The following is a 24,406-nucleotide window of genomic DNA, read 5'->3' as shown; positions in this document are numbered from 1 at the left end:
CTGTTACTGACGCCGGGAGATACCAAGCACAAAGCTGGCCACACCCCAACCCACGAGCAGCAGACCCACGAGGGAGAGCAACCCCTTCCACCGCCAATCAAGGGACTGCCCCGATGGAGTTTCCGGATTACTGAGCAGGACCAGGAACTTCAGCTGGCGCTGACTTTCAAGACGACTGTTGTCAGCAGCAAGCTGGGCGGCCTTGACAGAAGCCTCTGCAAACTCAACCTCGGTGGTGAGATTTCTAGACTCGACCAACTTCTGGTTGAAGTTCTTCGCATCAGAGCCAACGAGCTTGGAGCGCTCTACATCTATTTGTTGCCTCAGCTCAGCAATCTGGTCAGCAACAAAGGATACTTCGGGGCCATTTGGATCAAGAAACTGTCGCTTCAGGCGACCTTCTTCCACCTGAAGATCAATCAACCTGGCTTCCATGGCAGCAATGAAGCGGCTGGTGGCTTCAGCAGCAGCCTCGGGATTGATCTCGCCTTGACGGTCATTGAAAGCAGCCAAAGCCTGCTGCGCCTTGGCAAGCCGCTCACGGGCATTTTCAAGTTCCTGTTCAGCAAACGTCTGCTGATTCCGGCTGATGTTCTGGTTGGAGGTGTTGAGAAAATTTTCCGCCTCATCCAGAAGTAAGCGGTTAAGCTTGAAGGCCGTCGTTGGGTTCAAGCCGGTGGTCGTCATCTGAATGACGCCCGTCAGATCCTGCGGCACCACACTCACTTGACGACGGAAGAATGCCAGCTGCTGGTCAAAGGCTGCGTTCTTGGGAAGGCCTGCAAAAGGATCAGTGCCATTTCTGGCGTAAGTCTGCTCAGGCTTCAAGCTCAGGAAGACTCTCTCCATCACTTCTGGCGATGTGAGATAGACAGAGAGGAATCGGCCATCCTCGAGGGAACCCAGCATCGTGGGACCGGCAAGAACGGTACCCAGCAGGGAGGGAGTAACGTTGTTAGGGGCTTGTGGTAATCGGACAATGAAATCCGACGTGACCTGATAGCGATTGCGGCCGATCACTCCAAAGTAGAGAACCCCGCCCGCCAGAACCAAGGCGGCAATCCGCTTTGGCCCAGGGATCAACCAGCGACGCTGCTCGGGAGTCAGCCCTTTCCAACGTCGCCCTTCATCCTGGGCAGAATCGACGGGAGACCCGGACGGTTCATGGCGTGGGGGGCGGCCCACATTGGGAAGCTCGTCTTCGGCAAAACCGATGGCACGCATGATGCCTGACAGGGAGTGGCCGACACGACTGGCCAGACCTCCCGCCACCATGCCGATCTCCATGGCACGCATCTCGCTACGATCGCGCCAGCTGAGCCGACGCTCTCGCCTGGCGCGCACCGGCCTAGGGAGAGGTGCAGAATTGGGAGAGCGATCGTAGATCATTCCAAATACTGTATCACAAAAGAATCAGCAGCAAAGCTTGGCACATTCATCCCTCTGGCGGTTAAACCTGAGGGCAAGTACATAGGCCACAGGCAAGAGGGAAGAGAGAGACTCAAGGTAAAATGAAGTGCAGAATATTTAGAAGAACTGGACACGGAATCTACTCCTCGTCTGCCAGCAAAAGAGTTTCATTGTTGCCATAGATAAAGAATCCAAGCCCCAGCAAAAACAATGTAGAGCCTATCAGATAAACGGCTGAAACGCCAGGTATGGGATAGTCACTATTGAACGAATGTCGCAGTAGTTCAATGCCATGGGCCAACGGATTCCAGAGAATCCAGCCTCGGAAGATGTTGGGGATGGTGCTGATCGAAAAGAAGATGCAAGACGTGAATAGGAGTAGACGCCTCACCGCCGTCCTGGCAATACTGGCAACAAATGGCAAACGATGTCCGATGATCAGTGTGACCAAGCCAACGCCAAAGGCAAGTAACGAGAGCATGATAAAGTAAAATACTGCAAGTCCTGGCTCCTCAACGATTGGCTTCCATTCGTACACAAATGAGGAAAATATAAATGCAAGCAACAAAAGCGAGAAGACCTGGGTATCAAGAATGGCAGAGCCAAGTAGGTAGTCGATAGGGCGAATTCGGCTGTAATAGGTGAGTTTTGTGCTCTTTTTGACTCCTCCAAGAGCTTTCAGCGCCACTTCCGAAAACATAAAAAATCCGACAAACCCAATGGCCATCCATAGCACGGGGTTGATATAGTCTGGCTGGAGACTCGCTTGACTACCAAAAAGGCGAAATGACATGAAGATAGCGATAAAGAGAAGTGGCTCTACAAACACTCCCAGTACACCCATCGGACCTTTTGCCGCTCTCATTTGCAGTTCGCGCCTGGCAATCGCGTTGACAATCCGAACTTGAAGAAGTAGTTTCTGAATAATCATCAGTCAGCCAACCTCCCGAGCAGGTTGCCGCACTGTCTGACTCGGCTGCGGAGATTGTAGTCCATCAAAGATCGGTGCCTCAAGCAGATCATCCATGGTGCCCTGAAGATCCTCTTCAACATCTGAATGCTGCCTTAAATGCCGAGACAGTGATCTCTCCTTTCGCGCTGCCTGGGCTTCTTTTGCCAAGACAGCACAATCATCAAGTGATCCCCTGTAAATGATAGCTCCATCCTTCAGTACAATGCCTTCATTGCAGTAGTCCAATGCAAAGTTTTGAGAGTTTGATGCCTCTGCAACCAATGTTCTCCCCTCCAAGCGGCGATCAACCAGTCGCCTGACTTGATTCATGAAAGGGACATCAGCCCGACAATTCCAACCATCCCATCGCATCACGGGATAGACATCAAACTGAAAAGCCAAAGACAACGCCAGCTTCAACCTATCTTTCATGCCCGAGGTATACTTTTCAAGGGGCTCATCAAAAGAACTACCCAAGCCACAAAGCTTCCTTATGAAATCAACCTCTCGCTCATCGTCTTCATAGACCCCATAAACAGAAACGAGAAATTCTGCATTAGCCCGGCCCGTGAGTACAGGCATCAGAGGCATTCTGGAGCCGATCAACCAGGACGACGAACCTCCCACCAGAAGGTCGCCGCCGTTGACCATTTCATGCCCCGCCAGGCAGTTCAGAAAGGCACGACTGGTCTCCACTGAGGCCGCAAAAAGGGCGATTTTGCTTCCTGCCTCGATCGTGAGGGAGAGATCATCCAGCACTGTAAGCGTGCGGCCACCGCCCAGAGAAACCCGCTTGCTGACCTGGTCAAAGACGACAGTGCCCTGTTCGAGATCGGAAGGGCTCCTGGTTGGCAGGAGCCGCAATGCCTTGAACTGCGAGCTCGCCACGGTCCATCCAGGCAAGGGCGCTTAATGGTAGCCGCCTCTGGCAGCGGGATTCAAGCCTTGACAGGCAGGCCAGCAGGGCCTGCCTGCCCAACAGCGCGAACAGCGGCCTGGGCAGCCAGCCGGTGAGCGGCCCCGGTTGCAACTCAAGGGCTGCCGTGGCTGAGGCCACCAGCATGGCGTTCTCAGCCCGCAGGCAAGCCTCAAGTTCGAGGCGTACTCCCTGCCCGGGGCCCGAATCGGGCAGGCCTTGGAGCTGACAGTCCACGAGTTGGATCTGCACGCTGTCACCGCTCCAACTGGCGTTAAACCAGAACTGGGGCTGGAGCTGCCATGGACCCGCCACAATGGCTTTGGAGGAGTAGTGGAAACGCCCCGCGGACAGCCTCTTCAGTCGCTGACGGCTGAGCAGGGCCGTCAACACCCGACCAGGGTGGCTCAGGTAGGCACGCAGGAGGGCATCGCTTGCCTGAGGGCGTTGCTGCGCCAACGGCGCCGCACCGAACAGGTCGACCAGACAGTGACGCGACTCACTCAGCCGGAGCAGTTCACGGCTCATGGCAGCGTAGGGAGCAGGTCTTCAAGCTCACAGACCGGGAAGCGATTGATGGCCTTCAGGGCGGAGCGGGAATTGTCACGGAGCCGCTGGCTGACGGCGACCCCATAGGGAATCTGGGCCAACAGGTCCACCGTGCGGCGCAACACCCTCACCACATCGCCCTCATCGAGTGACGTGTTGGCCATCAAGTCGGCCCAGGGGGTTCCAGACGCCCAGGCATGGACAAGTCCGGTGAGCTCAGGTTCCCACCAGATCGGAACCACGACCCCGGCCTGCTCCTGCAGTCGACCGAGCTCACGGCGCATCCCACGCAGGCTGTGGAGGGCCTCCTCCACCGCAGGCGGTGGCCCCCAGGAGCACCACAGATCAGGCCGGTTGACCTCGGTGGAAATGGCCTCAAGCGTGGCGGCCAGCTCGGCTGGATCGAGCTCGTCACAATGGCCGCTGATCAGGGCCAGGCCCAGCCAGAGCTCATTGTCGCCCCGCAATGCAGCCACGGTGAGCCCCACATCCGTAGGTTGCAACCCGTCTGAACCGGCCAGCGCACCGAAAAAGCGAAGAATCTCAATCAGTGCCAGGAACGTGTCCCAATGGCGGTTGGAGCGGAAGTGCAAAAGCCTCTGGCGCTCCGCGATCTCCTCGTTCAGCTCCTCCATGCGACGGCGATGGCGCTTGAGTTGCTTGCGATCCCCCCAACGGTGGGCGGCGTGGGTCGTCAGGGAACGCTCCAAAGCCTCAACACACTCAGCCTGATTGCGCACCTCGGCCGCCAGGTCGTAGTGGGGAGTGGTCATGTCGTGCCGGCGCGCCATGGAGGCCACGGCCAAGGCAAGCCCCCCACTCTGCTGATCACCATGGCGAATCTCGCCGGTATGGACGAGTTGCGTGGTCTCAAGGTCGCTCACCTGAAGGCAGCTCAGTTCGGCATGAAGGCTGACAACGGCACTGCAAGGTACCAGAATCCAAACGTTGTCGTCCGTCAGACAAAGCAACAAGGGGAACTGGCCAGGCCCGGGTGGCTTGCGCACAATCACCGCCGGGGTGATTCGACCCCGAAGCGGCGGTGCCTTGAGGCTGACCAGCGTGCCCACGCTGGCAAACTGCAGCGCTGCCGTAAGCTCATGGACCAGGGTCTCCTCGGCCTGATGTTGCAAGGTACGCAGCAGGCGCCTCTCCTCTCTGAGCCTGCCCCGCTGCTTTTCGTAGTCCTCAAAAGCCTCCCACGGCACATCGTCAGCATTGGTTTCAAGGGCGCTGAGCTGGAGCATCAACTCGTTGATGCGAGCCTCATCCTCCACCAGATCAAGCGTGGCGAGATAGCGGCCAAAGCTACGTTCAACCAACTCCTTCGCCTTGGCGAGGTCATAGCGCTGCAACAGGTTCAGGACCATGCCGTAGCTGGGCGTGAACTGGCTCACCAGTGGATCGGCTGGTGCGGTGGCCAGCTGACCAGCCTCGCGCACGCCCTCATAGCGGCTCTGCACTGTCACCACGTACCCCTGCACGTCGAGACCTCGGCGACCTGCCCGTCCTGCCATCTGCAGAAACTCGCTGCCCGTCAGTGAGCGATGGCCACGCTCCGTGCGCTTGGAGAGTGAAGACACCACTGTGGTTCGGGCCGGCATGTTGATGCCTGCAGCCAAGGTTTCCGTGGCAAAGACAACCTTGATAAGTCCCTGCTGGAACAGAGCCTCAATCAATTCCTTCCAGGCCGGCAGCACTCCAGCATGGTGAGAGGCAATGCCCCGCAAGAGGGGCTCGGCATAGCCATCCCGAACAGCCTCTGGGCTGGAGGCAGCGAAGGAATCCAATTGCTGCTGAAGACGCAAGCGCTCTTCATCTGACACAAGATTCAGCCTGGCCAGATCACGCACTCCCTTATCGCAGCCGCGTCGGCTGAAAATAAAGTAGATCGCGGGCAACATGTCTCGCTCAGCCAACTTCTGAACCACAAAAGCCAGCGGTGCAGGCTCCGGCTGCGGAGACCTGGCAGCGCCAGGGCCCTTGCGGCGAGCACCCTTGGGGGCCCGCCAAACTTTGCTGTTCGGGTGCAGATCCGTACCTGCATCATTGAGCAGAGGATGCAGGCCTTTGGCGCTGCAGAAGCTGAAGTGCAATGGCACAGGACGGTGGGTGCTGATGACCAATTGGGTAGGACCATGCACGCGGCAGAGCCAATCAGTGAGTTGATCAGCGTTGGCGACTGTGGCGGAGAGGGCCACAAGTTGAATCGATGGGGGGCAATGAATGATCGACTCTTCCCAGACGGTGCCCCGCTGGGTGTCATTCATGTAGTGACATTCATCCAGAACAACAGCTTCTACATCCCGCAACGGGTCATCATCAGGATGATCAATTTCGGCATAGAGCATATTACGAAAGATCTCGGTTGTCATCACGACAATTGGCGCATCTCGATTGAGACTGAGATCACCTGTGAGCAGACCAACTCGATCATCACCAAATTGTTCCTTGAAATCCCGAAGCTTCTGATTTGATAGGGCCTTCAGGGGGGTAGTGTAGAACACCCGATGACTATGGGAGAGTGCCCGATGAATGGCGTATTCCCCAATCAGGGTTTTGCCGCTTCCAGTGGGAGCACTGACAACAACGGAAAGGCCATTATTCAAGGCTTCAACTGCAGCCATCTGGAAGTCATCCAGAACAAGACCATCGCTGAATGCGCCTAAAGGTCCTGCGTTCAAAGCAAACCGCAATCGATGCTCACCTATCCTAACCGATTCGTTGCTGCCTCCCAGCATTGCCATTGGGTTTGAGGAGGGCCTAATGCATTACCAACCAAAGCCCAGGTTACTTCAATCCAAAATGGATCAATCCACCCAAGCCACGGCCTGACTGCCATCTACCTGACTAGCGAAATAGTAGATTGTTCGCTCAATGGCATGGCCAACATAGCGCCCGCAGAATTTTGTTCCGCCGGCAGACTCCTGCTTATAATCAACTTGGCCAAGCCTTGAGAAGTAGCGATGGAGAAAGCCTGCATCCGCCGCGAACATGGAGCCCATGCAGAAAGAATCATTGCGGGCCGCATCCACAGACAAGTCAAGTTGCTCCAAATAGTCATAAAGCATGTTCTTATTGGCTCCAAAACCTGTTTGCCTGCAAAGGGAACTCGCGACAATGGACCGCATACCATGTGTCAGCAGCTCAGTTGTATCAAATACATTTGAATACGAGCCACAGATTGGCTGAAGGGCTTCGTCTGTCCATGCAACACCGCCATCTGGGCCAAGATTGGCAGACTTCTTAGTCTGAATCTTGTAAATTACGCCAGACTTGATGAGCAGGCCCTGCTGGAATGCCAAATGAAATGACGACCAGTCCTCGCCATAATTCGTCATGCGAAACCACTCATGATTAGGCCCCCCCGTACAGAGAGAGCCGAGGAAGTCATCCATAACTGAATCTTGAATACGATCATTCACAACCAAGACAAGAATCTTCGCTCCAAGCCGAGCCAGCGTTCGGAGATAGAGATGCAAACCGCAAAGAATGTCATAATAATAGCAGTGAACGACAACTTGAATGGAAACATCAGGGGCAACCCGATCTAACTTTGCTTGCACTGCAAATCGCCGATCCAACAATCTTGCCGAGCTTAGGATTTGCCTTGGCTCATAGATTCCATTTGCGAGATAATGCTTGACAACCTCAAGAGGGCTCAAGGAGCGCAAGTCTTCATTCAGATCTCGATAGTCTCTCCAGTTAAATGATACACAGATTCTTTTTGCATCTCCTCGAAACTTTGAATCCGATAGCTTATCCTTAAGGAATGCTGAAGCCGATGGGAAGACGTTTTGATCGTCACGGCGCGATCGAAAGTGCTGATAGGCCGCATCTGGATCCAACGACTGCAAATCCTTGGAACACGTCGAAAGATAGAACTGAGCATCAAACTCAGATGGCAACAATGGATGGCTCTTGCTTGGCTCAGATCTCATGTCTTGATCATCGCTTACTCGATCTTAGGGGTGGAGCATAGATTATCTCTGGAAGTTGATTCAAGTCTGACCATTCGGGAATATCAATGGTCAATAAACTCAGCAATGGCATGAGCAGTGCACACACTGAAGGAGCATGGATAGAGCGGGTTTCACTGAGCTCTAAAACCTCACGCTTGAGAAAAAGAAAGCCTCGCGACATCAATAAAGCCCAGCAGGCCTGGGATGGATTGTATTGCAGACCTGCCTTGGGAATCCACTCAGATGAAAAATCATTAATCAATGATTTAATATTATTCGCACAGACCAGCCCATCTTCATCTTCAAGAATGCCCACCATTTTACGTGATAGTACCTTCATCTCTTCAAAAGCAGCCACATCGGGAAGGCCATGATGAAATAGCAAGGATCTGGCTAGCAAACCTTGTGAAAGGGCAAATCTCGTTAGCTTCAATTCTCCGTTTTTGATTGCATATGTGCGAGACGCTTCTTTCGTTGAGCTCAGGCCACGAAGATAGTCACCAAGGAACCTGCCAAAGGTTTTTGCCTCAAACATACGTTGCGACATGCTGAAGAAGAACGTCTGAATGTGAAAGGTGCGATCCTCATAGGAGCTTGTGATTCCTACTAGATCAGCCTCATCCGGTGGATCCACCAAGGCGTCAAGGAAAGGATCGCCATGGAAGCCATGGCTGGCGATATTCAGCATACTGCTATTGATCACAACATATCGCTTGGAGCCAAAAAGACCGTGCTCCATCAAAATCTTTCGAGCCGCTTGAAGAGAGCCAAAGTCATAACCACTATTTCCTCTTTGAATGACAGCCACCGACATCGATACAAGCTTTTCACACCAAAGGTCCGATAGCTTTGTGGAGACTAACACCACTCGGTAGCCACATTCGATGGCGGAGGAAATGACTTTCAGGTATCCTGCAGAGATCAATCCCCTGTGATGATAGTGAATAAATAGTACCGTCACTGTTGACAAGGATGTGGCAAGCTTGTCAAGACCAATGATCTTGGATTCAGTGGCCAGTTCACCACGCCGCAAATTTTTGCTTTCTCTGTGGCCACGAACACTCAATCGTAGCACCATTCCCCTATAGAGCTTTTGAATGATCTTGAATAGTCTACGCATTGAGCCTAGGGGATTAGGTCTAGAAAGGCGGAGGCTTGACCCATCCCGTCCTTAATCTCATCTATTTTACCACTCATCTCGCCACTGCCCACTTGCTTCAGCTTTACTGGAGCTGCGAGATCATCCAAATGATTATCATTGCCCTGATGGCCATCTCGTTGATGATCAAGCCGTTGCTTTAGTTGTGTGGATTTTTGTCAGGAGATTGCCCTACATTGCCACAGTTGCGTGTGATGGACTGAGCATCATCGGCACATCTCCCTGCCCTGCAGAGCGTCTTGCGCCAGATCACGGCCAGCACACTGCCCAGCACCGCATGGACGACGGCAGAAATCGCACCGGGCAGGGCGGTGAGCGGTGAGATGGCGAAGCCGGAGCGGGCCAGAACCACAGCCAATCCAGAGTTCTGCATCCCCACCTCAAGGCTGACCGTGCGCCTCACAGCTTGCGGCTGACGCAGCAACGCCGGGATCAACCAGCCCAGCAGAAAACCACCGGCGTGGAGCAGGAGGGTGGCCAGCAGCAACAGGCGGCCCTGCTCCACCAGTGCATCGCGCTGGCTGCCGACGATGCTGGCCACGATCAACACGATGGCCAGCACCGCCAGAGGGGGCATCGCCGGTGCGATCCGCCTGGCCAGCGGTGGGCTGATCCGCTTGAGCAGCACCCCCAGAACCACCGGCAGCAAGACCACCTGCAGCACATCCAGCAGCAGCCTCCAGCCGTCCACCGGTACGTAGCGGCCGGCCAATCCGCTGGTGAGCAGCGGCGTGAGCAGCACGGCCAGCAGGGTGCTCACCGTGGTCATCACCACCGAGAGGGCCACATCGGCCCGGGCGATCAGGGCCACCACATTGCTGGCCGTGCCGCCGGGGCAGCACCCCACCAGGATCAATCCCACGGCGAGGGGGGGCTGGAGCTGCAACCACCAGGCCACCAGGGCGGCCAGCAGGGGCATCACCAGGAACTGGGCGGCCACGCCGATCAGCGCCGGAAGCGGCCTCAGCAGCACCCGACGGAAATCAGCCGGCTCCAGATCGAGGCCCATGCCGAGCATGATCAGGGCCAGGGCGGCCACGATCCAGCCACCCTGCAGCCAGCTGAACAGCCCCGGGAACGGCAGGGCCAGCAGCACAGCCAGCAGGGTCCAGACGGGAAAGAGAACGGTGAAGCGCTCCAGGGGAATGCCGGAACAGTGGGGTCGGAACCTTAATCTGCAGTGATGGCCAATCAGGTTGAGGGGGCGCTTCAGGCCGGCGCGTCGAGCTGGCAGGAGGAGCTCCACCAGGCGTTGGCCGCCATCCCTGCTGACGGCCTGCGTCGTTTGCGCAGCCTCTCGGCACGGGGTGCAGCCCGCCTGACGCCAGACCAGGGCCCACCCCTGCTGGACCTGGCCAGCAACGACTACCTGGGCCTGGCCCAGCATGACGCGGTCGTGGCAGCGGCAAGGCAGGTCATGGACGAGCAGGGTGTCGGTGCAGGCGGCTCGCGCCTGGTGAGTGGCACCCGGCCCGTGCACACGGCCCTCGAACAGCAGCTGGCCACCTGGCTCGGTCGTGAGCGGGCGCTGCTCTTCCCGAGTGGCTTCCAGGCCAACCTGGCCGCGGTGACGGCCCTGGCCGATCGGCACAGCCTGGTGCTGGCCGATCGGCTGATCCACCACTCGCTGCTGATGGGCGTCAGGGCCAGCGGAGCCCAGCTGAGACGCTTCCGCCACAACGACCTCAGCGATCTGGAGCGACGGTTGGCCGGAGCGCGTCGGATCGATCCCGCTCAACGCCTGGTGGTGCTCAGTGAGAGCCTGTACTCGATGCAGGGCACCAGCCCAGCCGTGGCGGACCTGGCCGCGCTCTGCGCCGCCCACGGCGCAGCCTTGGTGCTGGATGAGGCCCACGCCCTGGGGGTGCTGGGGCAGACAGGACGGGGTCTGGGCCATGGCCTGCCATCCATCGCCCTGATCAGCGGCACCTTGGGCAAGGCCTTCGGCAGCGGCGGGGCCTTCCTGGCCGGCGACGAGCTCACGATCGAATGGCTGCTGCAGAGCAGTGGCGCCTTTCGCTACACCACCGCCCTGGCCCCGCCGCTGGCCGCTGCGGCGCTGGCCGCCCTGGACGAGATCCAGCAGCGGGATCGAGGGCCAGCCCTGCTGGCTCGCGCCCAGCGCTGGCGGCAGGCTCTGGAGGCGGCGGGCTGGCCCCGGCCGGCTGGGGAGGGGCCGATCCTCTCGCTGCTGGTGGGTGAGGACGGCGCTGCCCTGGCCCTGCAGACCCGGCTGGAGGCGGCCGGCCTGCTCACGGTGGCGATCCGCCCCCCACGGTGCCCCGGGGCACCGCCAGGCTGCGGCTGGTGCTGCGCCACGATCTTCCCCGCGGCAGCCTGCCGCGGCTGCTCCAGGCCCTTGGTCCTCCATCCCCCGACGGTCCATGCAAGTGATCGCCATGCACGGCTGGCTGGGGGACAGCCGCGGCTGGGCCCCCCTGGCAGCAGCGGCCCGTCGCGAGGGCTGGCCGTGGCAGAGCGCTGATCGGGGCTACGGCCCCAGCGCACCCGTGCAGCCGCAGTGGCTGGACGCGGAGGGGCCGCGGGTGGTGGTGGGACATTCGCTCGGGCCCCACCTGCTGCCGGCGGACCTGCTGCGCCAGGCCGATGCCGTGGTGCTGCTGGCCAGCTTCGGGCGCTTCGTGCCCTCCGGTGCCGCCGGACGGCCCCTGATCAGCGCCCTCAGGGCCATGGCCCAGCAGCTGCAAGGGCCGGAGGCCCAAGCCATGCTGCGCCGCTTTCTGGAGAAGGCGGCGGCACCGCAGCCGCTCAGCGCTCTGCCGGTGTCGATCCTCGACAGCCCGCTGAGCGCCGAGGGGCGCGAGCGGCTGCTGCACGATCTGATCCTGCTCCAGCACTGCGAGGCGCTGCCCGAGGGGTTCCCCACCCAGGCCCGCTGCCTCGTGGTGGAGGCTGAACAGGATCAGATCGTGGTCCCCGAGGCCAGGGCCTGGCTGCAGCGTTCCCTGCCCGCAGCCGAGCGGATCAGCGTGGAGGGGGCAGGCCATGCCCTGCTGGTGCCGTCCTGGTTGGAGATGGTGATCGGCTGGCTCCGGGAGCTCTGAGCATGGGAGATGAGAGCGTGGCGGACGCCAGGGCAGCGCAGGGCTTCGCCCGCCAGGCCTCGAGCTACGACCGGCATGCCCAGCTGCAGCGGGCGGTCGCCTGGCGGCTGGCCAGGCACTGCCTGAGCCTGGCCCTGCCCCCGGGCCCGATGGCTGATCTGGGGGCAGGCAGCGGACTGCTGGGGCGGGCTCTCGAACAGCAGGGCTTCCGGGGCAGCCTGCAACAGCTGGATGGCTGCCGCGCCCTGCTGGCGCACAACCCCCTGGCAGCCAGCCATGGCCAGCTCATCTGGAACCTTGACCAAGGGCTGCCCCGGAATCTGAACGGGTGCGGCCTGCTCACCTCCAGCTTTGCGCTGCAGTGGCTGCAGGACCCGCCGGGGCAGCTCGAACTGTGGTGCCGGAGCCTGGCGCCCGGGGGCTGGCTGGCCCTGGCGGTGCCAACGGCAGGCAGCTTCCCCCAGTGGGAACAGGCCGCCACCAGAGCAGCGGTGCCCCACAGCCGCTGGCCCCTGCCCGATGCCGCGGTGCTGGAGGCTGCGGCAGCGCGGCACCTGCAGCTGGAGCGGCGCGACCAGCTGCGCTTCAGCCGCTCCTACGGCAGTGGTCTGGGCTTTCTGCGCCACCTGCAGCAGCTGGGCGCCGGCCTGGTCAGCGGCACGCCGCTGGCCACCGGTCAGCTGCGACGGCTGCTGCGGCAGTGGCCCGACCAAGGCGTGGTGACGTGGAATGTGCTGATCCTGGTGGGTCAGAGACCATGACCGAAGCTCTGCAGCTCGTGGTGTGCGGCACCGACACCGACGTGGGCAAGACGGTGGTGAGTGCCTGGCTGATGCAGGGCCTGGGCGCCCGCTACTGGAAGCCCATTCAGAGCGGCCTGGAGGGGGGCAGCGACCGCGGCCGGGTGCAGGCCCTGCTGCAGCTGCCCGACAGTCGCTTCCTGCCGGAGGCCTACCGCCTGGACGCGCCGGTGTCTCCCCACTGGGCCGCCGAGCAGCAGGCTGTGCAGATCGATCCGCAGCGCCTTGCCCTGCCTGCGGTGGCGGGGGCGCTGGTGGTGGAAACCGCGGGGGGGCTGCTGGTGCCGCTGCGGCGCGACTGGCTCCAGATCGAGCAGCTGCTGCAGTGGCAACTGCCGGTGGTGCTCGTGGCCCGCAGCGGCCTGGGCACCCTCAACCACACCCTGCTGTCGCTGGAGGCCCTGGGCCGGCGCCGGATTCCGGTGCTGGGACTGATCCTCAACGGCCCGGAGCACCAGGACAACCCCCGCACCCTCGAACAGCTGGGCGGCATCCCGGTGATCGCTCAACTGCCCGCTCTCACGCAACTGACCCGGGAGGCCCTGGCAGCCGAATGGCACCGCCAGCAGGTGGGCCATAGATTGCGCAGCCATACCCCAGCCATCCCACCGGAGGGGCCGTGATGCCGCTGACGAACACCAGGATCCGCCGCGATGCCCTGGTGAGCCTGGCCCTGGTGGTGGTGTGCGGTGCCATCCTGGCCCTGTTCACCGACGTGGAGCTGACGCTGGTGCGCTGGGTCAACTGCGGGCCGCTGGCCGCTGAGGAGAGCCGTCGCAGCGACCGCTGCCAGTGAGCGCCGGGAAGCGGCCGGCCTGGCTCGGCCCCGGCTCGCTTCAGGGGCCGGCCAGGATCGCCGCCTCCACGTCGGCGCGCGAGAGCCCATAGGGGAACTGGCGCACGCAGTCGCGGCCATCGGCCTGCCAGCTCACCTTGAGATCCTCCACCTCCAATTCGATCTGGGCACTCCAGGCGGGCCGGTGCAGATCCCAGAGGCAGGTGTTGGAGGGGCTCTGTACGGCACCGAGATGGCGGAGCCAGGCCTCCAGATCCGGCAGCGGATGGTGGTACAGGGGGGTGTGGTCGGCAGGGAGCTCGGGCATGCGAAGCGGGGATGGAAACGGCAACAGGTGGTGGAGCAACCCTCAGGCCGGAGGCCACCAGCTGGGGAGGCGAGCGAGCTCCACCCCGCGGGCCAGGGCCAGGCCGACCCCCAGCAGGAGGCTCAGCGCCAGGGCCAGCGCCAACAGCAGCAGGGCCAGCCATTCACCGCCGGAGAGGGCGCGTCGCACGGGCAGGGGCCGTCCGGGCTGCTGCAGCCGCAATGCGGGGGGAGCGACGCTGCGGCTTGCCAGCAGCAGCTCCTGACGCAGCTCGGCGTCGTACTGGCGACGGCTCTCGGGGTTGCTGAGGACCGCATAGGCCTGGCGCAGCTGCAGAAAGGACTCAGCGGCCTGATCCTTGGGCAGGGCGGTGGTATCCGGGTGGTACAGCTTGCTCAGGCTGCGGAAGGCCTGCCGCAGCTGCTCCGGCGTGGCTGTGGAGGGCAGCTGCAGCAGGGCGTAATGGCTGGAACGCGAGCCGGAGGGCGGCAACGACAGGAAACCCAGGATGGGAGATCCTAGGAATCTTGCACCCGTTGATCGCCCATGCCCACTGCCCCCGGACTCCAGGCTGCCGGGAGCCTGCAGCCTGAGGCCCTCTGGAGCCGGCTGGGCTGGCGGCCCGACCCTGACCAGCTCAGGGGTTTTGAGCACCTCCAGGACGAGCTGCGGCTCTGGAACGGGCGCCGCAACCTCACCCGGCTGGTGGAGGGTGACGACTACTGGATCTCGCAGGTGTTCGACAGCCTCTGGCCCCTGCGAGCCCTGCTGCAGAGCCCTCACGCCGCTGAGCCCCTGGAGATGATCGACGTGGGCACCGGCTGCGGCTTTCCCGGCCTGGCCATCGCCCTGGCCCTGCCCCGGGCCCGTCTCACCCTGGTGGACTCCGTGGGACGCAAGCTGGAGGCCGTGACAGCCATGGTTGCGGCCCTGGGACTGGATTCCAGGGTGTCCGTACGTCTGGAGCGGGTCGAGCTCAGCGGCCGGGCCGTGGAGTGCCGCGGCCGCTTTGCCCTGGCCATGGCCAGGGCGGTGGCGGCAGCCCCGGTGGTGGCGGAATACCTGGTGCCATTGCTGGCTCCGGGGGGCCAGGCCCTGCTGTACCGCGGCCAGTGGAGCGGGACCGACCAGGAGCCACTGGAACGGGCCGCTAGAGCCCTCAAGGCGGAAGTCAGCGCCGTGACGTCCTGCGATCTGCCCGCTGGGCGGGGCATCCGCCATGCGGTGTGGCTCAGCCCTGCGGCCCCATGCCCGCAGGCCTATCCCAGGGCCGTGGGGGTACCCAGCCGGCACCCCCTGGGCAGCAGCTGAACCAGCGGGAGCTTCGGGCCTCAGGCGGCCGAGCTGAGCCGCTGCACCGGGGCGCCGCCGAGGCGTTGCCGCAGGCGGCGCAGCAGCGGCGGGATCTCCTCTCTCCAGGGGCTGCCGGCCAGGGCCCTATCCAGGGCCTGTGCGCTGACGGTGGTGTCGAGAGCATCGGCATTGGCGCCAGGAAACCAGTGGCCACCGCTGCCCAGCAGGCCGTAGCGGGCCCTGGCGAAGCCTTCGAGATCCCAGGCCTCCAGCAGGTTGTGGAGCCACAGGAGCACCGGCAGGTTGATCGCTCCGGGTGCCTCAGACCAGTCCGGCAGTCCCTCCTGCCAACTCTCCAACCAGCGCGGCCCAAGCGCCTCGCGGCGGGCCTGCTCAAGCCGCTCCAGCACAGGCGGCAGCAGGCGCTCGGCCTGATCCAGCAGACCCACGGCCTCCAGATGCAGCTCCAGGTCTGCCGGGCAGGAGGCCCCCACGCTGATCGTGTGGATCCCAGCGGCCGAGAGGCAGAACAGGTCGTTGAACACGATCGGATGCAGGGGCGTACACAGCTCCTGCATCCGCGAGGAGGGGGTGTGCAGATGGCCTCCCTTGTCCGTGGGGCTGATCACGAACACGCCCATGTCGTGGCGGGTGGCCAGCTCCAGCGCGGGCTGGTTGTCCTGGCGGATGAAATACCAGTGCAGATTGATGTAGTCGAAGGCGTCGCTGGCGATGGCCTCGAGAATCAGCTCCAGGCTGGCGTGGGTGGAGAAGCCCACATGGCCGATGCGCCCCTGGCGCTGCCAGCGCCGCGCCACCTCCATGCAACCGCCCGGGCGCAGGGTGTGGTGCAGATGCTCCGGCAGGTTGACGCCATGGATGGCCAGCAGATCGACCCGCTCCACCGCGAGCCGCTCAAAGCTGAGGCTGAGATCGGCCTCGAAGGCGGCCGGATCCTCCTGGGGGGGCACCTTGGTCTGGAGGATGCGGCAGGGATCGGGCCGCTGGCCCAGCAACCAGCCCAGCTGGCGCTCGGAGCTGCCGTAATGGCGGGCGGTCTCGATGTGGTGCAACCCCCTCGACCTGGCCTGATCCAGGGTCGCGGCCAGATTGGCCTGGCTCTCAGCGCTGATCTGCTCGGCGGGAAGGTCTGTCCAGCTCTGCTGGAAACGCATGCCCCCCAGGGAGAGCACCGGCATGGCCAGCTCGGTGCGGCCGAAGCGACGGGTGGGAATCATCGGGGAAGCGGCTTGAAGGGCGAGCCCTAGGCCGATGGACGGGCTTCCCGACGGGGCAGGGTGCGCCGGACCCGGGAAGGGTTGGGGAAACCGAGGGGCTGGATGTCCTGCTGGGAGAGCTGCTCGGCAAGCGAGGGGAGCGCCTCATAGGCCACCCAGTGGATGCAGTCCACGGGGCAGGTGTCGATGGCCTCCTGGATCCTGTCGGTGCTGTCACCGTCCTGGCGAATCGCCCTGGAGCGTCCCCAGGTTTCCTCCACCAGAAAGGTGTTGCCGGCCACGTGGGCGCAGTAGCGGCAGCCGATGCAGACGGCCTCATCCACCCACACGGCCTGCTGGCGCAGGGCACCGCCGAGAACGGGCTCATGCCCCGTGGCGGCTGGCTGCTCGCGCTGACTCGGGGCCGTGAAGGCCAGGGCTGGATCGATGCCGGTGGTCATGGTCAGCTCCAGCGGGTCACCACCAGTTCGATGCTGCCATCGGCCTGGTTGGCCTGTTCGCTCACCTGGAAGCCCTCGTTGAGGCTGGCAGAGAGCACGGTGCGCAGGGCGTAGCGCTGGGTGAGCTGGGCCAGGAAGCGCTCCACGGGAACCTGCTGCTTCCAGAGGTCGAGGTCGGTGACCAGTTCGTAGCGCCCCTGACTGGCATTGAAGCGGAAACCGATGTCGGCGCCATTGGACTGGCTGATCGCCACCTGGGCCAGTTCGCTCTGGCCGCGGTAACCCCGCACCGACAACTCCCCTTCGCGGGGATCGTGGCCCAGGTCGCTGAGGCTTCGAGCAGGGCGCCGCGGTCACGGAGCTCGGTCTTGACGGTGCTGAAGTGGGACATGGCCTCAGGTGAGCTGGGTGGTCTGGGATTCGTTCTGGAGCTGCCGGGACGGCTGGTAGGCCTCCGCGGTGCTGCTTCGCTGCTGGACGCTGCCCAACCGGGCTTCGATGCGCTCGGTGAGCTGCTCGCAGCCCTGACCCTGAACGCCCTCCACCAGCTCTTCGACCCGGCCGTCAGGCCGGATGCGGAAGCGGATGGTGAGTTGCGCCATCCCGTGACGGTTCGGAATGGGGCGATGTTAACCGTGATCTGAGGCTGGCTGGGATCAGGCCAGCAGCCCCTCATCCACCAGGGTCTGGAGCCGCTCCAGCACCTCGGGCTGCTCCAGTTGCTCGAGGGCGAGCCGCGCTTCATCGCGCACGCCCGACTCGGCGTCGTGAAGCATGGTGTGGAGCAGACACTCCACCAGCTCCTGCTGGCGCGGCTGCACCAGATCCGGGAAGAGGCGGCCCAGGCCCCAGGCACTGTTGCTGCGCACCGCGGGCTCACTATCGATGCGCAGACTCAGCAGCAGCTGGGCGGCCGCCGGATCCGCCTTGGCCGGCCCGGTGCTGCCGGCATCCGCCAGGGAACTGGCGGCCCAGAGGCGCACCGCCGCAATATCCACCTGCAGGGCCCGGATCAGGGGGTTGAGCACCGGGGCCTCGGGGTAGTTGCCGAGGCTCCAGGCCACGGCCTTGCGCACATAGCCGTTGTCGTCGCTGGCCAGCAGGGCCAGCAGCGGAGCCACGGCCTGGGGGCTGGGGTTGCGGCCCAGGGCGTAGACCGCGCTCATCCTCAGGATCGGGCAGGAGGCCTCCAGCAAGGGCAGCAGCAGGGGCACCGAGCGGGGGTCGCGGTGCTCGCAGAAGATGCGCAGGCCCTGCATGCGCTGCTCGTGGGCCCCGGCGAGCAGGGTCAGGCCCAGCTGGCATTCGGCCACCACGTCCACCGTGCTGTCCTCGGCGCCATCGAGCTCATCGAGGGGATCGCCGAGCAACTCCTGGGCCAGCTCCTGGGCCAGCACGTCAGGGTCGAGATACAGCTCCTGGGGGCTCTCCGGATAGGGGCCCGGTGTGGCTGGCAGCTCGGGCCAGGGATCGGACGGGGACACACTCACGGATCTTGCTCAACCCACCGGAGCGGGGGCGGCCATGTCGCCCGGCAGCCAGATGCGGGCGCTGACGGCAAACAGCGCCAGGCCGAACAGCACCACGATGGCGGCGGGCAGCAGGGTGGAGCGGAGGAATTGCACTGGGATCCGGCAGGGACTGGGGGCAGAAGGCCCACCACCGAGGCCATCATCACCCCTGTGGGGTCTGCCCCAGCAGTCCGCGCAACTGGCCCTGAAGCCGACGTCCCTGCTGCAGCGCCAGGGCCCCCAGCACGGCCACCGCCAGGCCACCCCAACCCCAGAGGGGCAGCTTGAGCAGGAAGCCGCCGATGCCGAGCAGGGCGCCGAACAGCACGGCACAGCTGCTGACCAGCTGGGTGAGCAGCTGCAGCAGCGTTTCTTCGGGTTCAACGCCGGTGCGCTGCCTCCAGCCTCGCCAGCCGGGCCCCGCCGGCCGCACCTGGCGCACGAAGTGCTCCAGCACCTCTGCAGACTCCGGCGGCGTGGAGACCATCACCCCGATCCACACCACTCCAGTTACGGCGGTGGTGACCAGCAACCGCTCGCCGTAGTCGTCGATGCGCAGCAACGGCACCACCGACGTGGCGAAGCCCACCAGAAAGCCTCCCACCATCGCCGCCAGCTCGGCGGCGGCATTGACCCGCCACCAGAACCAGCGCAGCACCAGCACCACCCCGGGACCGGTGCCGATGGCGATCACCAACCGGAACACCGTGCCGATGTTGTTGCTGAGCAGGGCCGTGATCACCCCCAGCACCACCAGCAACACCGAGGCCAGCTGGGCGATCAGCAACAGCTCGCGCTCGCTGGCACGGGGGCGCATGAAGCGCTGGTAGAGGTCGTGGGTGAGGTAGCTGGCCCCCCAGTTCACCGCTGTGCTCACCGTGCTCATGAACGCCGCCACCAGGGACACCACCACCAGCCCCAGAGCCACTGGTGGCAGCAGCCGCACCGCCAGCAGGGGATAGCTCTGTTCCCAGTCGGTCTGGTCGGGCAGGAGCACCACCGCCGCCAGGGCCACCAGGATCCAGGGCCAGCTGCGCAGGAGATAGTTGACCCCCAGGAACACCCATCCCGCCACCCGGGCTTCGCGCTCGTTGCGGGTGGCCAGCAGCCGCTGGATGAACTCGCCGCCACCGTCGCTGCGGCGGAAGCTCCACCACTGCAGGGCGATGTAGGCCGTGAAGGTGGGCACAGAGATGCCGGCCCCCTCCAGCCAGCGGATGCGGCCGCCCTCGACCTGCCAGGGCACCATCGACAGCAACTCAGGGCGTTCGAGGGCCCGCAGGCTGGCCAGCAGGGCATCCATGCCCCCGGCGGCGTGCACGGCCGCCACGGCCACCGCCGTGGCACCGGCCAGGGCCAGCACCAGCTGCACCATGTCCGTCACCACCACGGCCCAGAGGCCGCCTGCCGCCGTGTAGATCAGCACCAGCACCCCCACGATCCCCAGCAGGGTGAGACGGGCCTCAGGCGTAGGGGCCAGCCCGAGAGCCTCACTCACCTTGGCCATGGCCAGGAAGGCGTAGCCGATGCCGATGCAATTGATCGGCAGGGCGAACAGGAAGGCCTTGATGCCTCGCAGCCAGGCGGCCGTGGCTCCGCCATAGCGCAATTCCGTGAAGGCAGCATCGGTGAGCACGCCGCTGCGGCGCCAGAGGGGCGCGAACACCACGGCCATCGCCACGTGCGCCACTCCGAAGCTCCACCACTCCCAGTTGCCGGCCAGACCGCGCACCCCCACGAGCCCGGCCACGTAGAGGGGGGTGTCCACCGAGAAGGTGGTGGCGGCCATGGAGGCGCCGGCCAGCCAGCCCTTGAGGCTGCGTCCGGCCACGAAGTAATCCGACTGGTCGCGGTTGCGACGGGCCAGCCAGAGGCCCAGCAGCAGACTGGATACCAGATAGCCGATCAGGATCAGCCAGTCGATCGTGTGCACGGCGAGCGGCGCTGGTGGGCGCAGTATGAAGGCGTGATCTCTGCCGGCCGCTGCGACCTGCCCGATGCTGAACAGCTTCTTTGCCGACTCGCTCGACCAGGACACCGTGCGCAGGCGGATCCTGGATCTGGAGGACGGCCGGGTGGGCTTTTACAGCATCGGGCTCTACCCGGCATCACTGGCCTACAACAGCGCCATGCACGGCGGCGGCGACCGCCTGCTGCTGGCCCCCCGGCCGGGCCGCTCCTTGTTCGGAGCCTTCACCCCGCGGGATCTCTCCGGCATGGACCCTCTCCATGTGGCCACGATGGAGAAGATGCTCCAGCACGAGCACGATGGCCAGCTGCGGCCCAACAGCCTGCGCACCCTGATCGAGCGCTGCGATCTGGTGGTGCTCACCGCCAACAGCAACCACATCGAACAGGACCTGCACGAGGCCTGTGAACTGCGCCGGGAGCTGGGGCGTGAACAGGTGGTGATGGCCTGCCTGGCGGGTTCCTTCAGCCACGACCCGCTCCGCAACGATTCCTACGTGCTGTGTGAACGGCAGCCCAACTTGGCCTTCTTCTCAGGCTTCCACCGGCACGGTGCCCTGCGCGATCCCGTGGACAGCTTCACAGCCAACTTCTGCCATCCCAACGGCATCACCGCGATGATCGGCGCGCGGCTGATGGATCGGCTCTCCCCCAACATTCAGGTCTCACCTGGAGTCCATAACGTCGAGGCTCAGTACATCAAGGCCGCCAAGAACATCTCCTCGATTTTCGCCGGATTCGGCTACACCTTCCACGCCGAGAACACCGGAATCCTGCCCACCCTGCTGACGCTGTTGCTCGACCAGTGCCTGGACCAGGCCTCCTCGGTATCCATGCGGCGCCGCGACCGGCAGCGCCTCTACGGCAGGCAGCCCTTTCCGCTCACCGAACTGGGCTACGGGGTGCAGCGGATCGAAGCCACCCTCAGCCGCGGAGGCGAAATGGAGAAGGTGCGCGATCACACCTTCACCCAGCTCACGGCGATGGTGGCGGATGTGCGCGGCAGCATGATGCTGCCAGTGTGCGGCAAGCCCACGCGGAACTTTCAGGCTGGGCAGATCCTGGCTGAGGGCATGCGCAAACTGGGCCGTTGTCCCGTGGATGTGGACGAGTTCGAGCAGTGGTGTGAGCAATCGGGCGTCAAGAAAGGCGGCCTCGAGGGTCTGAAGGCGCTGCGCTACTGGCCTCAGATTCTGGTGAACTACGGCATACAGGTGCACGACGCATCGATGGTGAACCTCCTTTACATGGCCATCTTCGGCAAGAGCGACACCAAGGCCATTGCCTTTCGGGTGATGACTGAAAGCCGCGAACTCTCCAACTATTGTCAGGAGTCGGTGCGCCCTTCCCACAGCCGGCGCTACTCGGAGGCACTGCAGAGCCTGGAGCGCCCCGAAAGCCTCGATCTGCTCGCGAATGCCGTGGTGGCCGACAACGCCCGGCGGGCCATTCCCGACGACGGCAACGCCGATGACGGCAGCTCCAGCGAGGAGATTCCGGCCTATCTCCGCGCCATGAATGTGATTGAAAACGTGTGGTGATGCTGATCTCCGAGGGCGAGAAAAACCCTGATCAGATCTGGCGGATCGCCCGAGCGATCAGCTGCCGCAGAGCGCCCAGCAGCGCCAGGGCGTGATCTCGCTGATGCCGCAGCTGCCTGATCAGCTGCCGCTTGCGATCGAGCTTCAGCTGGAGAGCGGCGTTGCGCTCCCGTCGGGCCGCAAGCCGCTCCTTGGTGTGCTCTTGCTGCTGAGACAGGGCGCTGTGCCGCCCCTCCAGGGCATCCCGTTCCTGTTGCAGCCTGGTTTGGGCGGCGTTGAGCTCGCTGAGCACCTGGGTCTGGCTTCTGAGGCTTGACCTTGCGGCCTCCAGTTCGAGTTCACGTTGCCTGCACTCGGCGCGCAGGGCGCCCAGCTGATCGGTACCCGAACGCCAGCCCGGAATCGCCCCTGGGCAGGCCAGCACCCGCGCGACCAGAGGACCGAGCAGGGCCTGGGCCACCCCTGGGGTGAGGTCGCCCGCGAGCAGCCGTGTCTGCAACCCCTGCCAGGCCTCCACGGCTGTCTCGACCAGGAGCACCCCAGGTGGCAGGGTCAGTCGGGTCTGCAGCACAGCTCGCTGACGGACCTGGCCGTCCGCATAGGAACGGCCGATCACCTGCTCGACCAGAGCGGGGGAAAGCCGCTCCAACTGGGCCGGCTCCAGCCATTCGTCCCAGAGCGCGGACAGGACACTGCTGAGTCGCTGCAGCGGCCAGGTGGCCGGAGAGGCGAAACTCTCGAAGGACAGACACAGCCGAGGAGCTCCGCTCTCCTGGCCGAGCAGGGCCAGATTGTAAGCGGCCCAGAGGGCAAGGCCACGGTCGGGGGGGATGCCATCCCGGGCCTGCAGCGAGGCGGCCACCTCAATGGGGTGCCGCACGATGGCGATCAGGGGAATCTGCCGTAACAGCACATGACGGTAGGCCTCGCTGGTGAGGCAGAGACGTGGGTCCTTGTCGATCCAGAAGTGATCACGGGTATGAATCGGCAGATCGGCACGCAGTCCGGCCAGGAAGGCACGGCTCTGGGCCGCGGCGAAATCAGGCTGACCTAACCAGGGAAAATCCCAGGAGCATTCAAAAAACGAAAGAATGCGATCGTTCGCCTGCAGCAGAGAACGGGATTCAAAATATCCCTTGGAGTTCTCGAACGTGGCAGGCAGGGCAGCAGAGTCGGCAAACAGGGGGTTGACAAGGCCTAGCTGATTGGCCATCTCATGCAGAAGGCCAGACAGAAAGGATGTGCCTGAGCGGTGACAACCAGCAACAAACAGCAAGGCAACCGCCTAATCAGCCAAGCCTGACTTTACAGCCACTGAAGTCAGCCAATCCACGCAGCCAACAGCAGGACCGTGGCACCCCTTGGCGGCAGCGGATCAAGTCCAGGAGGCTGGGGCCGCTCCAGATTCAGGCGTGAGCGTGATGCCGGGCGACAGGCGCCGCCGCAACTGACCGCAGGCCGCATCGGCATCCAGTCCTCGACTGGCCCTCACGCTCACCGCACCATGGCGGGCCTCGAGGATGCGGCGGAAGGCCTCCACTGCTGCCGGGGCAGGGCGATGAAACTCCTCTTCCTCAATCGGGTTGTAGGGAATCAGGTTCACATGGCTCTGGAAGCCCCGGATCAGCCGTGCCAGGGCCTCGGCGTGGTGGGGCTGGTCGTTGAGCCCACCCAGCAGGATGTACTCGAAGCTCACCCGCCGGCCCGTGATCGCCACGTAACGGCGGCAGTCGTCCAGCAGTGCCTCAATCGGATAGGCATGGGCCGTGGGGATCAGCTCCTCCCTCAGCCGCTGATCCGGCGCGTGCAGGCTCACGGCCAGGGTGAACTGGGCGCGGCCCAGCTCCGCCAGGGCCCGCTCCGCCAGGGTGGGCAGGGTGCGCGGCACACCCACCGTGCTGACCGTGATCTGACGCTGGGCCATGCCGAGATCAGCGCAGAGGCAGCGGATGGCGGCCAGCACCGCATCACGATTGAGCAGCGGCTCACCCATCCCCATGAACACCACGTGGGTGGGGCGCTCATCCATGGCCTCGCGCACAGCCAGCACCTGATCCACGATTTCGTGCACTGCCAGGGAGCGCTGCAGCCCTCCCTTGCCGGTGGCGCAGAAGCGGCAGGCCATCGAACAGCCCACCTGGCTGCTGACGCAGGCCGTGAGGCGTCCCTTAGCCGGGATGCCCACGGTTTCCAGGCTGAGGCCATCGGCCGTGGCCAGCAACAGCTTGGTGGTGCCATCACGGGCGATGCTGCGATGCAACTCCTGGGAGCGGCCGATCCAGTCGGGGGATCCGGCCGGAGGCGAGCTCAGCAGGCGCTGGCGCCAGGCCTTGGGCAGCACGGTGATGCCATCAAGGCTGCGGGCCCCCTTCGCATAGATCCAGTCATGGAGCTGGCGGCCGCGGAATGGTTTCTCACCCTGTTGCTCTGCCCAGGCTTCCAGCTCGCTCAGGCTGCGGCCCAGAAGGTGGGCAGGGGAGGCGGGGGGGGCCGTCATCA

The 24,406-nt window shown here is 63.5% G+C and carries 24 protein-coding genes and 2 pseudogenes; 7 read left to right on the top strand and 19 right to left on the bottom strand.

Annotated elements, in window-relative coordinates; all coding sequences use genetic code 11:
• Positions 1-3 precede the first annotated feature (3 nt).
• The 8 genes from IQ220_RS08680 to IQ220_RS08645 all read right to left on the bottom strand — a co-directional run bounded on the left by IQ220_RS08680 (position 4) and on the right by IQ220_RS08645 (position 10,095).
• Entirely contained in the window at positions 4-1,287 is a 1,284-nt protein-coding gene (locus IQ220_RS08680; protein ID WP_193914392.1) for a sugar ABC transporter, read from the bottom strand.
• Positions 1,288-1,549: 262 nt separating this feature from the next.
• Positions 1,550-2,341: an ABC transporter permease gene (locus tag IQ220_RS08675; RefSeq protein WP_193914390.1), complete on the bottom strand. Its 792-nt coding sequence runs from the start codon at positions 2,339-2,341 to the stop codon at positions 1,550-1,552.
• Between the two features lie 3 nt (positions 2,342-2,344).
• Positions 2,345-3,250, bottom strand: a complete 906-nt coding sequence (locus tag IQ220_RS08670) for a hypothetical protein (protein WP_193914388.1) — start codon at positions 3,248-3,250, stop codon at positions 2,345-2,347.
• Positions 3,168-3,806 carry a DUF1997 domain-containing protein gene (locus tag IQ220_RS16535; protein WP_193914386.1) on the bottom strand — a complete coding sequence of 213 codons (639 nt, stop codon included), beginning with the start codon at positions 3,804-3,806 and terminating at the stop codon, positions 3,168-3,170. The genes IQ220_RS08670 and IQ220_RS16535 overlap by 83 nt, the downstream gene beginning before the upstream one ends.
• Positions 3,803-6,574, bottom strand: a complete 2,772-nt coding sequence (locus IQ220_RS08660) for a DEAD/DEAH box helicase (protein WP_370566392.1) — start codon at positions 6,572-6,574, stop codon at positions 3,803-3,805. Before IQ220_RS08660 ends, IQ220_RS16535 begins: the two co-directional genes overlap by 4 nt.
• 63 nt (positions 6,575-6,637) lie before the next feature.
• Positions 6,638-7,768: a rhamnan synthesis F family protein gene (locus IQ220_RS08655; protein ID WP_193914383.1), complete on the bottom strand. Its 1,131-nt coding sequence runs from the start codon at positions 7,766-7,768 to the stop codon at positions 6,638-6,640.
• A gap of 7 nt (positions 7,769-7,775) precedes the next feature.
• The gene (locus IQ220_RS08650) at positions 7,776-8,855 is read right to left on the bottom strand and encodes a hypothetical protein (RefSeq protein ID WP_193914381.1); all 1,080 of its coding nucleotides are present in this window, start codon (positions 8,853-8,855) and stop codon (positions 7,776-7,778) included.
• Positions 8,856-9,087: 232 nt separating this feature from the next.
• Positions 9,088-10,095, bottom strand: a complete 1,008-nt coding sequence (locus IQ220_RS08645) for a bile acid:sodium symporter family protein (RefSeq protein WP_193914567.1) — start codon at positions 10,093-10,095, stop codon at positions 9,088-9,090.
• A gap of 36 nt (positions 10,096-10,131) precedes the next feature.
• Between IQ220_RS08645 and IQ220_RS08640 the strand changes: the two are divergent.
• From IQ220_RS08640 to IQ220_RS08620, 5 genes and pseudogenes are all read left to right on the top strand, one after another.
• A pseudogene (locus tag IQ220_RS08640) lies at positions 10,132-11,342 on the top strand (aminotransferase class I/II-fold pyridoxal phosphate-dependent enzyme).
• Positions 11,333-12,013 carry an alpha/beta fold hydrolase gene (locus IQ220_RS08635; protein WP_225875772.1) on the top strand — a complete coding sequence of 227 codons (681 nt, stop codon included), beginning with the start codon at positions 11,333-11,335 and terminating at the stop codon, positions 12,011-12,013. Before IQ220_RS08640 ends, IQ220_RS08635 begins: the two are co-directional and overlap by 10 nt.
• 2 nt (positions 12,014-12,015) lie before the next feature.
• Positions 12,016-12,774, top strand: coding sequence for a methyltransferase domain-containing protein (locus IQ220_RS08630; RefSeq protein ID WP_186698713.1), 759 nt, complete (start codon positions 12,016-12,018; stop codon positions 12,772-12,774).
• The gene (gene bioD / locus IQ220_RS08625) at positions 12,771-13,436 is read left to right on the top strand and encodes a dethiobiotin synthase (RefSeq protein ID WP_193914379.1); all 666 of its coding nucleotides are present in this window, start codon (positions 12,771-12,773) and stop codon (positions 13,434-13,436) included. Before IQ220_RS08630 ends, bioD begins: the two co-directional genes overlap by 4 nt.
• The gene (locus IQ220_RS08620; RefSeq protein ID WP_193914377.1) at positions 13,436-13,609 is read left to right on the top strand and encodes a hypothetical protein; all 174 of its coding nucleotides are present in this window, start codon (positions 13,436-13,438) and stop codon (positions 13,607-13,609) included. Before bioD ends, IQ220_RS08620 begins: the two co-directional genes overlap by 1 nt.
• Positions 13,610-13,649: 40 nt before the next feature.
• Here IQ220_RS08620 and IQ220_RS08615 read toward each other — a convergent pair whose 3' ends face one another.
• Together IQ220_RS08615 and IQ220_RS08610 are read right to left on the bottom strand one after the other, a co-directional pair.
• Complete coding sequence (locus IQ220_RS08615; RefSeq protein ID WP_186698707.1) at positions 13,650-13,916, bottom strand: DUF3143 domain-containing protein; 267 nt, start codon at positions 13,914-13,916, stop codon at positions 13,650-13,652.
• Positions 13,917-13,958: 42 nt separating this feature from the next.
• Complete coding sequence (locus IQ220_RS08610) at positions 13,959-14,408, bottom strand: J domain-containing protein (protein WP_225875771.1); 450 nt, start codon at positions 14,406-14,408, stop codon at positions 13,959-13,961.
• A gap of 54 nt (positions 14,409-14,462) precedes the next feature.
• Between IQ220_RS08610 and IQ220_RS08605 the strand changes: the two genes are divergently transcribed.
• Positions 14,463-15,227, top strand: a complete 765-nt coding sequence (locus IQ220_RS08605) for a 16S rRNA (guanine(527)-N(7))-methyltransferase RsmG (RefSeq protein WP_193914375.1) — start codon at positions 14,463-14,465, stop codon at positions 15,225-15,227.
• Positions 15,228-15,247: 20 nt separating this feature from the next.
• Here the strand turns inward: IQ220_RS08605 and IQ220_RS08600 are convergent, their stop codons facing one another.
• The 7 genes and pseudogenes from IQ220_RS08600 to IQ220_RS08575 form a co-directional block, all read right to left on the bottom strand.
• A complete protein-coding gene (locus tag IQ220_RS08600; RefSeq protein ID WP_193914373.1) occupies positions 15,248-16,447 on the bottom strand; it encodes an aldo/keto reductase in 1,200 nt (399 codons plus the stop codon).
• A 26-nt stretch (positions 16,448-16,473) separates the two neighbouring features.
• The gene (locus IQ220_RS08595; protein WP_186698702.1) at positions 16,474-16,887 is read right to left on the bottom strand and encodes a ferredoxin; all 414 of its coding nucleotides are present in this window, start codon (positions 16,885-16,887) and stop codon (positions 16,474-16,476) included.
• Between the two features lie 2 nt (positions 16,888-16,889).
• Positions 16,890-17,278: pseudogene (locus tag IQ220_RS08590) on the bottom strand (DUF1257 domain-containing protein).
• A 4-nt stretch (positions 17,279-17,282) separates the two neighbouring features.
• The gene (locus tag IQ220_RS08585; RefSeq protein WP_193914371.1) at positions 17,283-17,489 is read right to left on the bottom strand and encodes a DUF2997 domain-containing protein; all 207 of its coding nucleotides are present in this window, start codon (positions 17,487-17,489) and stop codon (positions 17,283-17,285) included.
• Between the two features lie 54 nt (positions 17,490-17,543).
• Positions 17,544-18,344: a HEAT repeat domain-containing protein gene (locus IQ220_RS08580; RefSeq protein WP_225875893.1), complete on the bottom strand. Its 801-nt coding sequence runs from the start codon at positions 18,342-18,344 to the stop codon at positions 17,544-17,546.
• A 42-nt stretch (positions 18,345-18,386) separates the two neighbouring features.
• On the bottom strand, positions 18,387-18,512 hold the full coding sequence (locus IQ220_RS16045; protein ID WP_255460123.1) for a hypothetical protein: 126 nt from the start codon (positions 18,510-18,512) through the stop codon (positions 18,387-18,389).
• Positions 18,513-18,561: 49 nt separating this feature from the next.
• The gene (locus tag IQ220_RS08575; protein WP_193914369.1) at positions 18,562-20,331 is read right to left on the bottom strand and encodes a sodium:solute symporter family protein; all 1,770 of its coding nucleotides are present in this window, start codon (positions 20,329-20,331) and stop codon (positions 18,562-18,564) included.
• 64 nt (positions 20,332-20,395) lie between these two features.
• On the opposite strand from IQ220_RS08575, the gene IQ220_RS08570 reads away from it, so the two are divergent.
• Entirely contained in the window at positions 20,396-21,907 is a 1,512-nt protein-coding gene (locus tag IQ220_RS08570; RefSeq protein ID WP_193814859.1) for a hypothetical protein, read from the top strand.
• A 31-nt stretch (positions 21,908-21,938) separates the two neighbouring features.
• Here the strand turns inward: IQ220_RS08570 and IQ220_RS08565 are convergent, their stop codons facing one another.
• On the bottom strand, positions 21,939-23,120 hold the full coding sequence (locus IQ220_RS08565; protein ID WP_193914367.1) for a hypothetical protein: 1,182 nt from the start codon (positions 23,118-23,120) through the stop codon (positions 21,939-21,941).
• A 162-nt stretch (positions 23,121-23,282) separates the two neighbouring features.
• On the bottom strand, positions 23,283-24,404 hold the full coding sequence (gene rlmN / locus IQ220_RS08560) for a 23S rRNA (adenine(2503)-C(2))-methyltransferase RlmN (RefSeq protein WP_193914365.1): 1,122 nt from the start codon (positions 24,402-24,404) through the stop codon (positions 23,283-23,285).
• Between the last annotated feature and the right edge of the window lie 2 nt (positions 24,405-24,406).

Source organism: Cyanobium sp. LEGE 06113, from assembly GCF_015207615.1.
This window is presented reverse-complemented; position numbering and strand designations above follow the sequence as displayed.